Origin of the sequence: Enterobacter sp. BRE11, from assembly GCF_031844285.1 — a bacterium.
Taxonomy (GTDB): Bacteria; Pseudomonadota; Gammaproteobacteria; order Enterobacterales; family Enterobacteriaceae; genus Pantoea.
Genome location: NZ_JAUZUX010000012.1, coordinates 151845 through 165582 on the forward strand (window position 1 = coordinate 151845; position 13738 = coordinate 165582).

General features: G+C 56.3%; 15 protein-coding genes, 1 tRNA gene and 1 rRNA gene. 14 read left to right on the forward strand and 3 right to left on the reverse strand.

Going from position 1 to position 13738, the window contains the following annotated elements:
* Positions 1-208 precede the first annotated feature (208 nt).
* The 10 genes from msrP to fis all read left to right on the forward strand — a co-directional run bounded on the left by msrP (position 209) and on the right by fis (position 8686).
* Positions 209-1213: a protein-methionine-sulfoxide reductase catalytic subunit MsrP gene (msrP, locus tag Q9R34_RS14665; RefSeq protein WP_485894605.1), complete on the forward strand. Its 1005-nt coding sequence runs from the start codon at positions 209-211 to the stop codon at positions 1211-1213.
* Positions 1214-1816 (forward strand): protein-methionine-sulfoxide reductase heme-binding subunit MsrQ, encoded by a 603-nt coding sequence (gene msrQ / locus Q9R34_RS14670; protein WP_434127018.1) that lies wholly within the window; start codon positions 1214-1216, stop codon positions 1814-1816.
* 222 nt (positions 1817-2038) lie between these two features.
* Positions 2039-2491, forward strand: a complete 453-nt coding sequence (gene aroQ / locus Q9R34_RS14675) for a type II 3-dehydroquinate dehydratase (RefSeq protein WP_033755287.1) — start codon at positions 2039-2041, stop codon at positions 2489-2491.
* Positions 2492-2512: 21 nt separating this feature from the next.
* Complete coding sequence (gene accB, locus Q9R34_RS14680; protein ID WP_434127017.1) at positions 2513-2980, forward strand: acetyl-CoA carboxylase biotin carboxyl carrier protein; 468 nt, start codon at positions 2513-2515, stop codon at positions 2978-2980.
* 11 nt (positions 2981-2991) lie between these two features.
* Positions 2992-4341: an acetyl-CoA carboxylase biotin carboxylase subunit gene (gene accC / locus Q9R34_RS14685; protein WP_033792381.1), complete on the forward strand. Its 1350-nt coding sequence runs from the start codon at positions 2992-2994 to the stop codon at positions 4339-4341.
* Positions 4342-4465: 124 nt separating this feature from the next.
* The gene (locus tag Q9R34_RS14690; RefSeq protein WP_434127016.1) at positions 4466-4708 is read left to right on the forward strand and encodes a YhdT family protein; all 243 of its coding nucleotides are present in this window, start codon (positions 4466-4468) and stop codon (positions 4706-4708) included.
* On the forward strand, positions 4698-6134 hold the full coding sequence (gene panF, locus Q9R34_RS14695) for a sodium/pantothenate symporter (protein ID WP_485894609.1): 1437 nt from the start codon (positions 4698-4700) through the stop codon (positions 6132-6134). Before Q9R34_RS14690 ends, panF begins: the two co-directional genes overlap by 11 nt.
* Before the next feature lie 11 nt (positions 6135-6145).
* Positions 6146-7027 (forward strand): 50S ribosomal protein L11 methyltransferase, encoded by an 882-nt coding sequence (gene prmA, locus Q9R34_RS14700; protein WP_485894611.1) that lies wholly within the window; start codon positions 6146-6148, stop codon positions 7025-7027.
* A gap of 372 nt (positions 7028-7399) precedes the next feature.
* A complete protein-coding gene (dusB, locus tag Q9R34_RS14705) occupies positions 7400-8365 on the forward strand; it encodes a tRNA dihydrouridine synthase DusB (RefSeq protein ID WP_033754748.1) in 966 nt (321 codons plus the stop codon).
* A 24-nt stretch (positions 8366-8389) separates the two neighbouring features.
* Positions 8390-8686, forward strand: coding sequence for a DNA-binding transcriptional regulator Fis (gene fis / locus Q9R34_RS14710; RefSeq protein WP_000462905.1), 297 nt, complete (start codon positions 8390-8392; stop codon positions 8684-8686).
* Positions 8687-8732: 46 nt separating this feature from the next.
* Here fis and Q9R34_RS14715 read toward each other — a convergent pair whose 3' ends face one another.
* Positions 8733-8954 carry a hypothetical protein gene (locus Q9R34_RS14715; protein WP_485894638.1) on the reverse strand — a complete coding sequence of 74 codons (222 nt, stop codon included), beginning with the start codon at positions 8952-8954 and terminating at the stop codon, positions 8733-8735.
* A 278-nt stretch (positions 8955-9232) separates the two neighbouring features.
* On the opposite strand from Q9R34_RS14715, the gene Q9R34_RS14720 reads away from it, so the two are divergent.
* The 4 genes from Q9R34_RS14720 to Q9R34_RS14735 all read left to right on the forward strand — a co-directional run bounded on the left by Q9R34_RS14720 (position 9233) and on the right by Q9R34_RS14735 (position 13387).
* Entirely contained in the window at positions 9233-10258 is a 1026-nt protein-coding gene (locus Q9R34_RS14720) for an amino acid ABC transporter substrate-binding protein (protein WP_434127013.1), read from the forward strand.
* Positions 10259-10325: 67 nt separating this feature from the next.
* Positions 10326-11504 (forward strand): amino acid ABC transporter permease, encoded by a 1179-nt coding sequence (locus Q9R34_RS14725; protein WP_485894640.1) that lies wholly within the window; start codon positions 10326-10328, stop codon positions 11502-11504.
* Positions 11505-11519: 15 nt separating this feature from the next.
* Entirely contained in the window at positions 11520-12620 is a 1101-nt protein-coding gene (locus Q9R34_RS14730; protein ID WP_485894642.1) for an amino acid ABC transporter permease, read from the forward strand.
* 8 nt (positions 12621-12628) lie between these two features.
* Positions 12629-13387 (forward strand): amino acid ABC transporter ATP-binding protein, encoded by a 759-nt coding sequence (locus tag Q9R34_RS14735; protein ID WP_485894644.1) that lies wholly within the window; start codon positions 12629-12631, stop codon positions 13385-13387.
* Between the two features lie 117 nt (positions 13388-13504).
* Here the strand turns inward: Q9R34_RS14735 and rrf are convergent.
* Positions 13505-13620 (reverse strand): 5S ribosomal RNA (gene rrf, locus Q9R34_RS14740).
* Between the two features lie 32 nt (positions 13621-13652).
* Positions 13653-13728: transfer RNA gene (locus Q9R34_RS14745), tRNA-Thr, on the reverse strand.
* Positions 13729-13738 lie beyond the last annotated feature (10 nt).

A 13738-nucleotide genomic window follows, 5' to 3' on the forward strand; every position in this document is an offset into this window, starting at 1 on the left:
ATAGCATAAATCCCGCTCTGCGGCAGCGCCGCTGCGTAAGATGAGCAAGTATATCCGTACCAGACAACGGTTAGCCCGTGTTGTTCAGCTTTTCGGCGCATTCTCATCGGCGCGTGGTGCCAGGAAATTTCATATTTTAGCGGCGAAAGTCGCGGCGATCGGCAATAGTCATCATGCTGGAAGAGATACTCGAGCCGGGAGGTGAGCAATGAAACCCACAAAATATCTGACTGAAGCCGACGTGACGCCGGAAAGCATCTTTAATATGCGGCGCCGGCAGGTGCTGAAAACCCTCGGCCTGAGCGCTGCGGCGCTCGGCATGCCCGGCATCGCGCAGGCGGATGTACTGAGCTGGTTCAAGGGCAACGATCGCCCTGCCGCGCCAGCCGGACACCCGCTGACCTTCAGCAAGCCGGAAAAGTATCAGGCCAGCCTGACGCTGACGCCAGAAGATAAGGTTGCCGGCTATAACAACTTCTATGAATTCGGCCTTGATAAGGCGGACCCCGCTGCCAATGCCGGCACCCTGAAAACCGATCCCTGGCAACTGACCATCGACGGCGAAGTGGCAAAGCCGATCACGCTGAATATGGATGATATTTTCAAAAAGTTCGCGATGGAGCAGCGAATCTACCGCATGCGCTGCGTCGAGGCCTGGTCGATGGTGGTGCCCTGGGTCGGTTTCGAGCTCAACAAGCTGCTGAAGCTGGCGGAGCCCAACAGCCATGCGCGCTTCGTCGCGTTTCAGACGCTTTATGCCCCGGATCAGATGCCTGGCCAGAAAGATCGTTTTATCGGCGGCGGGCTGGACTATCCCTACGTAGAAGGGCTGCGCCTTGACGAGGCGATGCATCCGCTAACCCTGCTCAGCACTGGCGTGTACGGCAAAGCGCTGCCGCCGCAGAATGGCGCGCCGATTCGCCTGACCGTGCCGTGGAAATATGGTTTTAAAGGCATTAAGTCGATCGTCAAGATTACCCTGACGCGGGATCGTCCGCCGACAACCTGGAACCAGATCGCGGCCAACGAATATGGTTTTTACGCCAATGTTAATCCGCACGTCGACCATCCGCGCTGGTCGCAGGCGACGGAACGCTTTATCGGCCCCGGCGGCACGCTCAGCGTGAAGCGTCAGCCGACGCTACTGTTTAATGGCTATGCCGACGAGGTGGCCTCGCTTTATCGCGGGCTCGATTTGCGGGAGAACTACTGAGTGCGTCTGACGCTAAAACAGATCGTCTGGCTAAAGGCGGTGCTGCATCTGGCGGCGTTTCTGCCGCTGGTTTATCTCTTTATGGCAGCGAACCAGGGCTGGCTGAGCGCTGACCCGGCGAAGGATATTCAGCACTTCACCGGCAGAATGGCGCTGAAGCTGCTGCTGGGCACGCTGCTGGTATCGCCGCTGACGCGCTACGCGAAACAGCCGCTGCTCATCCGCACTCGTCGCCTGCTCGGCGTCTGGACTTTTGTCTGGGCCTCTCTGCACCTGCTGAGTTACTACCTGCTGGAGCTGGGCGTCGACAATCTGGGACTGCTGGGCCGCGAGCTGGTCACGCGCCCCTACCTTACGCTGGGCATCCTGACCTGGCTGATTCTACTGGCGCTCGCAGCGACGTCGTTCCAGCGCGCCCAGCGCAGACTCGGCCGCCGCTGGCAAACGCTGCATAACTTTATCTATCTGGCGGCGATCCTCGCGCCGGTGCACTATCTCTGGTCGGTAAAGGTGCTCTCACCTCAGCCGCTGCTCTATGCGCTGGGCGCGCTGGCGTTGTTAGCGTGGCGTTACAAAAAGTTTCGTCAGTGGTTGCCGCGCTAAGTTGTCTTCTCCCCGTTATTTCTGATAAAAGGTGTGGCCTTCGGGCCACGCTGGATCAACTTCGCAGATAAGACCAGTATTTTGCTGCGAATTGCCCCGAAACGGATATAATGCCCGGCTTTGTTGCGCGCGGCGTCCTCTTTTTGGGCGCGACGGGTGACAAACGGAAGATAGCAAGGTATTTTACGCGATGCCTCAATGATTGCGGGAGATGGCAGCACGATGGCGCATAAATTTCACATTCTGCTTTTGAACGGTCCCAACCTTAATTTGTTGGGCACGCGTGAGCCGGAAAAGTATGGTCGCGCTACGCTGCAGCAGATCGTCAGCGATTTAGCCGCACAGGCGGACCAGCTCGATGTGGAACTGAGCCATTTGCAGTCCAATGCGGAATATCAGCTGATCGATCGCATTCATGAGGCCAGAGGCAATGTGGATTACATTATCATTAATCCCGCTGCATTTACGCACACCAGCGTAGCATTGCGCGATGCCCTTCTGGCGGTAAGCATTCCTTTTATCGAGGTGCACCTCTCAAACGTGCACGCGCGTGAACCTTTCCGCCATCACTCCTATCTTTCCGACGTATCCGCCGGCGTCATTTGCGGTTTAGGCGCCGACGGCTACTCATGGGCTTTACAAACGGCAGTAAAACGCCTGTCTCACTCCAATTAAACAGAGTACGGAACCACACTCATGGATATTCGTAAAATTAAAAAACTGATCGAACTGGTTGAAGAATCTGGCATCGCTGAGCTGGAAATTTCTGAGGGCGAAGAGTCCGTTCGTATCAGCCGTGCACCTGCCAATGTGGGTTATCCCGTTATGCAGCAGGCTTACGCCGCGCCCGCTCCGCAGCCTGCGTTAGCTAACGCTGTCGCGCCGATCGCCGCGCCAGCAGTTGAGTCCGCCAAGCCTGCTGAAATCAGCGGCCATATCGTGCGTTCGCCGATGGTCGGCACCTTCTATCGCACCCCGAGCCCGGATGCGAAGGCCTTTGTTGAAATCGGACAGAAAGTGAACGCTGGCGACACCCTCTGCATCGTTGAAGCGATGAAGATGATGAACCAGATCGAAGCCGATAAATCTGGCGTCGTGAAAGCCATTCTGGTCGAAAGCGGCCAGCCGGTTGAATTTGACGAGCCGCTGGTCGTCATCGAATAACGAGGCGCACCATGCTGGATAAAATTGTCATTGCTAACCGCGGTGAAATCGCGCTGCGTATTCTCCGCGCCTGTAAAGAGCTAGGCATCAAGACCGTGGCGGTGCACTCCACCGCGGACCGCGATCTGAAACACGTGCTGCTGGCGGACGAAACCGTCTGCATCGGCCCGGCGCAGTCGGTTAAAAGCTATCTCAACATCCCGGCGCTCATCTCCGCTGCCGAGATTACCGGCGCGGTCGCCATCCATCCCGGCTACGGCTTCCTCTCCGAGAACGCCGATTTCGCCGAGCAGGTTGAGCGTTCCGGCTTTATCTTTATCGGCCCGAAAGCGGATACCATCCGCCTGATGGGCGATAAAGTTTCCGCCATTACCGCCATGAAAAAAGCGGGCGTGCCGACCGTTCCGGGTTCCGACGGCTCGCTGGGCGACGACATGGAGAAAAACCGTGCCATTGCTAAGCGCATCGGTTATCCGGTCATCATCAAGGCGTCAGGCGGCGGCGGCGGTCGCGGCATGCGCGTCGTGCGCAGCGATAAAGAGCTCGAGCAGTCCATCAACATGACGAAAGCGGAAGCCAAAGCGGCTTTCAACAACGACATGGTTTACATGGAGAAGTATCTCGAGAACCCGCGCCATATCGAAATTCAGGTACTGGCTGACGGCCAGGGCAACGCCATCTATCTGGCCGAGCGCGACTGCTCTATGCAGCGTCGCCACCAGAAAGTGGTCGAAGAGGCGCCCGCGCCGGGCATTACGCCGGAACTGCGTCGCTATATCGGCGAGCGCTGCTCCAACGCCTGTATCGAAATCGGCTACCGCGGCGCAGGCACCTTCGAGTTCCTGTATGAAAACGGCGAGTTCTACTTTATCGAGATGAACACCCGTATTCAGGTTGAGCATCCGGTTACCGAGATGATCACCGGCGTGGATCTGATCAAAGAGCAACTGCGCATCGCTGCCGGTCAGCCGCTCTCTATCAAGCAGGAAGATGTGATCATTCGCGGTCATGCGGTCGAGTGCCGTATCAACGCGGAAGATCCTAATACCTTCCTGCCGAGCCCGGGCAAAATTACCCGTTTCCACGCGCCGGGTGGTTTTGGCGTGCGTTGGGAGTCGCATATTTACGCTGGCTACAGCGTGCCGCCGTACTATGATTCCATGATCGGCAAGCTGATCTGCTATGGCGAAACCCGCGACGTGGCAATCGCCCGCATGAAAAATGCGCTGGCGGAGCTGATCATCGACGGCATCAAGACCAACATTGAGCTGCAGATGCGCATTATGTCCGACGAATACTTCCAGCAGGGTGGTACCAACATCCACTATCTGGAAAAGAAACTCGGACTGTACGATAAGTAAGCGCAACAGCAAGGGCGATGCAGGAGTTTACAGACTGCTGACAGCGCCCAGGTTGGCATCTTGTCAACAAGACCAGGCCGGTGATACCGGCCTTTTTCATTTTTGTCGCCGTAGAGGTTGCATAATGGACTGGCGTTTTCTGCAAGCGAATAAAGAGGCGCGCTGGGCGCTCTACCTGACGCTCGCCTATCTGGCCGTCTGGGGTCTCTCCGCGTGGCTGGGTGGCGATGAGGCGGGTTTGACCGGCCTGCCGCGCTGGTTTGAACTCTCCTGCGTGTTTGCCCCGCTGCTGTTTATCGTGCTGTGCTGGCTGATGGTACGCCTGGTGTTCCGCGATATGCCGTTAGAGGATAACGATGGAAACTGAAATCATTCTTCCGCTGCTGGCTTACCTGGTACTCATCGCCGGGCTGTCGGTGTTTGCCATGCGCAAGCAGCGCCAGGGCAGTTTTCTCACTGAATATTTTCTCGGCAGCCGCTCCATGGGCGGTTTTGTGCTGGCGATGACCATCACCACCACCTATATCAGCGCCAGTTCGTTTATCGGCGGACCCGGCGCAGCCTATAAATATGGACTCGGCTGGGTGCTGCTGGCGATGATTCAGGTGCCGGCGGTCTGGCTGTCGCTCGGCGTGTTAGGAAAGAAGTTCGCTATTCTGGCGCGCCGCTATAACGCGGTAACGCTGAACGATATGCTTTATGCTCGCTACGGCAGCACCCTGCTGATCTGGCTGGCAAGCATCAGCCTGCTGGTCGCCTTTATCGGCGCGATGACGGTGCAGTTTATCGGCGGCGCGCGCCTGCTGGAAACCGCGGCGGGCATTCCTTACGATACCGGCCTGCTGATTTTCGGCGGCACTATCGCGCTCTACACCGCCTTCGGCGGCTTCCGCGCCAGCGTGCTCAACGACGCCATGCAGGGCCTGGTGATGCTGGTAGGCACCTTTCTGCTGCTGTTCGCCGTAGTTCACCAGGCAGGCGGGTTCGACACGGCGGTGACCAAACTGCGCGCTATCGATCCGCAACTGGTGTCGCCGGAAGGCGTCGACAACGTCATCAACCCGACTTTCCTCAGCTCCTTTGCGGTGCTGGTCTGTTTCGGCGTTATCGGCCTGCCGCACACCGCCGTGCGCTGCATCTCGTATAAAGACAGCAAAGCGATGCATCGCGGCATTATTCTCGGCACCATCGTGGTAGTGATACTGATGCTCGGCATGCATCTGGCTGGCGCGCTCGGCCGGGTGATCCTCCCGGATCTCACTATTCCCGATCGCGTCATCCCGACGCTGATGATCACCGTGCTGCCCCCAATGGCAGCGGGTGTGTTTCTCGCCGCGCCGATGGCGGCGATCATGTCGACCATCAACGCGCAGCTACTGCAGTCCTCCGCAACCCTGATCAAAGATCTCTATCTGCGCATCGCGCCGCAGCAGAGTGAAAATGAAGCGCGTCTGCGCCTGCTATCCGGCACCATTACCTTCCTGTTGGGCGCGCTGCTGCTGCTGGCGGCATGGAATCCGCCAGATATGATTATCTGGCTCAATCTGCTGGCCTTCGGCGGTCTGGAAGCCGTTTTCCTCTGGCCGCTGGTGCTCGGCCTTTACTGGTCGCGTGCCAATGCCGCTGGCGCGATCTCCGCCATGCTGGCGGGCGCCGGAAGCTACACGCTGCTTGCCAGCCTCAATATTCAATGGGGTGGCTTTCACCCTATTGTTCCGTCATTGACCATAAGCCTGCTGGCTTTTCTGGTCGGTAATCTGTTTGGCCGCGCGCCTGATGCCGCGCTGGAATAAAGAGAAACGCTATGCCATGGATTCAAATCAAAATTAACAGTACAGGCGAGCACGCCGAACCCCTCAGCGATGCGCTGATGGAGAGCGGCGCGGTCTCTGTGACCTTTCAGGATACGCACGATAATCCGGTTTACGAGCCGCTGCCGGGTGAAACGCGCCTGTGGGGCGATACCGACGTGATTGGCCTGTTCGACGCGGAAACGGAGATGGAGGATGTGGTTGCAGAGCTAAGCCAGCATCCGCTGCTGGGATCCGGCTTTCGCCATAAGATCGAACAGATCGAGGATAAAGACTGGGAGCGCGAGTGGATGGATAACTTTCATCCAATGCGCTTCGGCGAGCGCCTCTGGATCTGCCCAAGCTGGCGCGACGTCCCGGATCCTGACGCCGTTAACGTCATGCTCGATCCGGGCCTGGCGTTCGGCACCGGCACGCACCCCACTACATCGCTCTGTCTCACCTGGCTGGACGGCCTGGATCTGGCGGGCAAAACGGTGATCGATTTCGGCTGCGGCTCCGGCATTCTGGCGATTGCCGCGCTGAAGCTGGGCGCAGCACAGGCGCTCGGCATCGATATCGATCCGCAGGCGATCCAGGCCAGCCGCGATAACGCAGAGCGTAACGGCGTCGCCGATCGCCTGTCGCTCTACCTGCCGCATCAACAGCCTGAGAACCTGCAGGCCGACGTCGTGGTCGCCAATATTCTCGCCGGTCCGCTGCGCGAGCTGGCGCCGCTGATTGGTGTGCTGCCGAAAGCGGGCGGTTACTTGGGTCTTTCCGGCGTGCTGGCCAGCCAGGCAGAGGGCGTTTGCGAGGCCTATGCCGATCGCTTCGCGCTCGATTCAGTGGCGGAAAAAGAGGAGTGGTGCCGCATTACCGGCGTGCGGCGCTAATAAGATGGCAGGTCGGTTATGCTGGCCTGCTTTTTTAGGGCTAAACCAGGCGCCAGCCAGCCTGTTAATTACGTTCAGGCCGCAATCAAATGGCGCAATAAAACACCATGTGGGCGTCATATCTCTGGTTAATTCCCTGATGTGGCGCTTTTTATATTGTGATTTACGCCATGTTTTGAGAAAAATTTTTGTTCACAATTTCAGCGTATTTTTTTAATTGATTGATTTTTATATAAATTTAAAAAATTGACTGCTGTTTAACCGGCTTTGTCCCGATATTTACGGCGAATTGTTCAAAGTTTGGCCTTTCATCTTCAGTAAAAAATGCGTAATATACGCCGCCTTGCGAACAGTTACGGTCACTTCTTCTTCATGCGCATTGGACACCACCAGCTACGTAATCGACTCATTGCTGCGCCGATGGCCGGGATTACCGACAGGCCGTTCCGCACACTCTGTTTTGAGAACGGCGCCGGTATGGCGGTCTCCGAGATGCTGTCATCTAACCCTGAAGTCTGGGCCAGTGACAAATCCCGTTTGCGTATGGTGCACAGTGATGAGCCCGGCGTTCGCGCCGTGCAGATAGCAGGTTGCGATCCCGATGATATGGCGGCGGCCGCGCGTATTAACGTGGCGTCCGGCGCGCAAATCATCGATATCAACATGGGTTGCCCGGCCAAAAAAGTGAATCGTAAGATGGCAGGTTCAGCGCTGCTGCAGTATCCCGAGCTGGTGAAATCTATTCTCACCGCCGTGGTTAACGCAGTGGATGTGCCCGTTACGCTGAAGATTCGCACCGGCTGGGATACGGAAAACCGTAACTGTGTAGAGATTGCCCAATTGGCTGAACGCTGTGGCATTCAGGCCCTGACGATACATGGACGCACTCGTGCCTGCCTGTTCAACGGGGAAGCTGAATACGACAGCATTCGGACAGTTAAGCAGAGTGTCACCATTCCTGTTATTGCGAATGGCGACATAACTGACCCGCATAAAGCCAGAGCTGTGCTTGACTATACGGGGGCAGATGCCCTGATGATAGGCCGCGCGGCTCAGGGAAGACCGTGGATCTTCCGGGAAATCCAGCATTATCTGGACACTGGGGAGCTGCTTGCGCCGCTGCCGCTGGCAGAGGTGAAGCGTATGCTCGTTGCGCATATACGTGAGCTGCACGACTTTTATGGTCCAGGCAAGGGATACCGTATATCGCGAAAGCACGTCTCCTGGTATTTGCAGGAGCATGCCCCTAATGACCAGTTTCGGCGCACATTCAACGCCATAGAGGATGCCAGCGAACAGCTGGAGGCGTTGGAGGCATACTTCGAAAATCTTGCGTAAACGAAATAAAGAGCTGAAAGAACTATGTTCGAACAACGCGTAAATTCTGACGTACTGACCGTTTCTACCGTTAACTCACAGGATCAGGTGACGCAAAAGCCTCTGCGTGATTCGGTTAAACAGGCACTGAAGAACTATTTTGCTCAACTGAACGGTCAGGATGTTAATGACCTCTATGAGCTGGTACTGGCTGAAGTCGAGCAGCCCCTGTTGGACATGGTGATGCAGTATACCCGTGGCAACCAGACCCGTGCTGCGCTGATGATGGGTATCAACCGTGGTACTCTGCGTAAGAAACTGAAAAAATACGGCATGAACTGATTTTTAGTTGATGCGGTAAATGACGCCAGCCTGAGTGCTGGCGTTTTTATTGGCGCAGCCTTTCACAATAAGGCTGAAGAGATGAAACAACTCGCTCGCAAATGGTAACCTTAGTTGCAATTGCGCCAGTGAAAATTACCTGCGCATTGATTCCCAATCCTCTCTGACGCGCCTCCACTTTTCCTCGCTTGTTTCCCCGCAGCGCCAGCGCTGACGGCCGCTCAGTGATCTTCATTGCCGAAAAACGTAACTCATCCTTCGCATACATTCTTTCCTGAGCTTTGGCTCACATTGCGTCTATATCGTGAAACTATTTGCACTAATTGTGATCGAGGCGACTCGCTTTGCTTCCTTTTGGTGCGCGATAGTAACGCTGCTTTCCTGATAGTTCAGATTAATAAGAGATCTTTCCAGCCCACTCAGCTTTCTGCAAACCTGGCACTGGCTTTGCAGTGCTATGCGTGGCTGACCGCCACAGACAGGTAATAACGCGCTGAAGAGTGCGTATCAAACATAACAAAATAATTACGCCACACAGGATGCTTTATGAAAAAGATGATGCTCTCTACGTTGGTCGCCGCCGCTGCGCTTCTCGCGGTTACTCAGCAGGCGCACGCTGGCACCACGCTGGATGCGATTAAGAAGAAAGGTTTTGTGCAGTGCGGTATCAGCGATGGTCTGCCGGGCTTCTCCTATGCTGACGCCAGCGGCAAATTCTCCGGCATTGACGTTGACGTCTGCCGTGCGACAGCCGCCGCCATTTTCGGCGACGCCAGCAAAGTGAAATATACGCCGCTGACCGCGAAAGAACGTTTTACCGCGCTGCAGTCAGGCGAAGTGGATATCCTGTCGCGCAACACCACCTGGACTTCTTCGCGTGACGGCGGCATGGGCTTCCTGTTTGCTGGCGTGAACTACTATGACGGCATCGGCTTTTTAACTCACCAGAAGGCGGGTCTGAAGAGCGCGAAAGAGCTGGACGGGGCCACGGTCTGCATTCAGGCGGGCACCGATACAGAGCTTAACGTGGCGGACTTCTTCAAAGCCAACAAAATGCAGTATACCCCGGTGACCTTCGATCGCTCTGACGAATCCGCCAAAGCGCTCGACAGCGGTCGCTGCGATACCCTGGCGTCCGATCAGTCGCAGCTCTACGCGCTGCGTATCAAACTCGGCAAGCCGGACGAATTTATCGTACTGCCGGAAGTGATCTCGAAAGAGCCGCTGGGCCCGGTCGTGCGGCGCGGCGACGATGACTGGTTCACCATTGTGAAGTGGTCGCTCTACGCCATGCTGAACGCGGAAGAGATGGGCATCAACTCGAAGAACGTCGATCAGATGACCGCCAAACCGACTACGCCGGATATGGCCCACCTCCTGGGCGCGGAAGGTGACTTCGGCAAAGACCTGAAGCTCGACAACAAGTGGGCCTATAATATCATCAAGCAAGTCGGCAACTATCAGGAAGTGTTTGACCGCAACGTGGGCAAAGAGAGCGCGCTGAAGATTGCGCGCGGCCAGAACGCGCTGTGGAATCAGGGCGGCATTCAGTACGCCCCGCCGGTCCGCTAATTACCCATGTTAACGGGACGCCGCATTGCGCGGCGTCCTGCCTGTGCTTTGTCTCTGAGGTTTCAACATGTCACAACGCCCACGCGTGAAAAGGGACATTTCATTCGGTAATCCCGCGGTTCGCGCCTGGCTTTACCAGATTTTCGCCATTGTTGCGGTGGTTATCGTAGTGGGTTATCTGATCCACAATACGATTATCAATCTTGCCAGCCGCGGCATTACGTCAGGATTCGGCTTTCTTGAGCGCAGCGCCGGTTTCGGTATCGTTCAGCATCTTATCGACTACACCGAAGGTGACACCTACGCACGCGTGTTTCTGGTAGGCCTGACCAATACTCTGCTGGTTTCTGCGCTCTGCATCGTTTTCGCGTCGCTGCTGGGATTTTTCATTGGCCTGGCGCGCCTGTCGGATAACTGGCTGCTGCGCAAGCTCTCGACTATCTATATCGAGACCTTTCGCAATATTCCGCCGCTGCTGCAAATCTTCTTCTGGTACTTTGCGGTGCTGCGCAATCTTCCCGGCCCGCGACAGGCGTTAAGCGCGTTCGATCTCGCCTTTATCAGCAACCGCGGACTCTATGTGCCCTGGCCGCAGTATGCGCCAGGATCCGGGCCTTTTATCGTTGCGCTGGCATTAGCGGCCGCAGGCAGCTATGCGCTGTTCCGCTATCATCGCAAATATCAGCTCAAAACCGGCCAGCTGCGTCGTACCTGGCCCGCCGCTCTCGCCATGTTTGTGCTGTTCCCCGTGGTGGCGCATCTGGGCTTCGGCGCCGCCACGCACTGGGACGTGCCGACGCTGCGCGGCTTTAACTTCCGCGGCGGCTTCGTCATGATTCCGGAGCTGGCGGCACTGACTCTGGCGCTCTCTGTTTACACCTCATCGTTTATCGCCGAAATCATCCGCGCCGGTATTCAGTCCGTGCCGCACGGCCAGCATGAAGCCGCTCGCTCGCTGGGGCTGCCTAATCCGGTGACGCTGCGTCAGGTGATTATCCCACAGGCGATGCGCGTCATTATTCCGCCGCTAACCAGTCAATATCTCAACATCGTGAAAAACTCTTCGCTGGCAGCCGCGATCGGCTACCCCGATATGGTGTCGCTGTTTGCCGGTACGGTACTGAATCAAACCGGCCAGGCGATCGAAACTATCGCTATCACCATGGGCGTCTATCTGGTGATTAGCCTGGTGATTTCGCTGTTGATGAATATCTATAACCGCAAAATTGCGCTGGTTGAGCGCTAAGAGAACGGGATGACGATGTCTGTTACCACACACGAAACCTCGCCGGCCGACGCCACGCCGCTGAGCCGCGCCTGGGCCTGGGCGCGAAAAAATCTCTTCTCCAGCGGTTTAAATACGCTGCTTACGCTGTTTTGCCTTTGGCTGATGTGGGAGGTTATCCCACCCGCGCTGGAGTGGCTGGTATTCCAGGCGAACTGGATTGGCGAGACGCGCTCCGACTGCACCAAAGAGGGTGCATGCTGGGTGTTTATTCATGCGCGCTTCGGCCAGTTTATGTATGGGCTCTATCCGCATGAGCTGCGCTGGCGTATTAACCTGGCACTGGTGCTGGGCATCGCCTCGATTGTCCCGATGTTTGTGAAATCCCTGCCGCATCGCGGTCGCTATATCGCCTGCTGGGCGGTGATCTATCCCCTCACCGTCTGGCTGCTGATGTATGGCGGCCTCTTTGGCCTGGAACACGTAGAAACGCGCCAGTGGGGCGGACTGACATTAACGCTGATTATCGCTGCAGTCGGCATCGCCGGCGCGCTGCCGCTGGGCATTCTGCTGGCGCTGGGACGTCGCTCGCGTATGCCGGTCGTACGTACGCTCTCGATCATTTTTATCGAGTTCTGGCGCGGCGTGCCGCTGATTACCGTGCTGTTTATGTCGTCGGTGATGCTGCCGCTGTTTATGTCGGAAGGCACCAGCATCGATAAGCTGGTGCGCGCGCTGGTCGGGGTGATTTTGTTCCAGTCGGCTTACGTCGCCGAAGTGGTGCGCGGCGGTTTGCAGGCGCTGCCGAAAGGTCAGTATGAAGCGGCGGAGTCGCTGGCCCTCGGTTACTGGAAAACGCAGATGCTGGTGATTTTACCGCAGGCGCTGAAGCTCACGATCCCTGGCCTGGTAAATACCATTATTGCGCTGTTCAAAGATACCAGTCTGGTGATCATTATCGGCCTTTTCGATCTGTTCAGCAGCGTGCAGCAGGCTACCGTCGATCCCGCCTGGCTGGGGATGTCGACCGAAGGCTATGTTTTTGCCGCGCTGGTTTACTGGATTTTCTGTTTTAGCATGTCGCGCTATAGCCAGCATCTGGAGAAGCGCTTTCACACCGGGCGTAAATCGCATTGAGGTTTTCCATGACACAACATTTGCATCACGATTCAGCTTTGATGATTTCGCTCGAAAACGTAAATAAATGGTATGGGCAGTTTCATGTGCTGAAGGATATTAACCTGCAGGTGAAGCCGCGCGAGCGCATCGTGCTGTGCGGCCCTTCCGGTTCCGGTAAGTCTACAACGATCCGCTGCATTAACCATCTGGAAGAACATCAGCAAGGACGCATTGTGGTTGACGGTATCCATTTAAATGATGATGTACGCAACATTGAACGCGTGCGGACCGAAGTAGGCATGGTGTTTCAGCACTTCAATCTTTTTCCGCATCTGACGGTGCTGCAGAACTGCACGCTGGCACCCATCTGGGTGCGTAAGACCTCGAAAAAAGAGGCTGAAGCGCTGGCAATGCACTACCTGGAGCGCGTACGCATCGCCGAGCATGCGCATAAGTTTCCGGGCCAGCTCTCTGGCGGACAGCAGCAGCGCGTGGCGATTGCGCGTTCGCTCTGCATGAAGCCGAAAATCATGTTGTTCGATGAGCCAACCTCAGCGCTGGATCCTGAGATGGTTAAAGAGGTGCTGGATACCATGATTGCGCTGGCGGAAGACGGCATGACGATGCTGTGCGTTACCCATGAGATGGGTTTTGCCCGCACCGTGGCCGATCGCGTGATCTTTATGGATCGCGGTGAGATCGTGGAGATGGCGCCGCCGGAAACCTTCTTCTCAAATCCGACATCTGAACGTACACGCGCGTTTTTATCGCAGGTTATCCATTAACGCTGAGCACAGCTTCAATGCCCCGGACAGGTTCCGGGGTGTTTTATGGATAGAAAAGGTAAAGCGCAGAAAAGAAAAAAGCCCTTTGCATATGCAAAGGGCTTTTTCTTGTTTGATGCCTGGCAGTTCCCTACTCTCGCATGGGGAGACCCCACACTACCATCGGCGCTACGGCGTTTCACTTCTGAGTTCGGCATGGGGTCAGGTGGGACCGCCGCGCTAAAGCCGCCAGGCAAATTCTTTATTCGCCGAACTCTTATGTAACTGGTGCTGATACCCAGAGTCGAACTGGGGACCTCACCCTTACCAAGGGTGCGCTCTACCAACTGAGCCATATCAGCACACTGTATT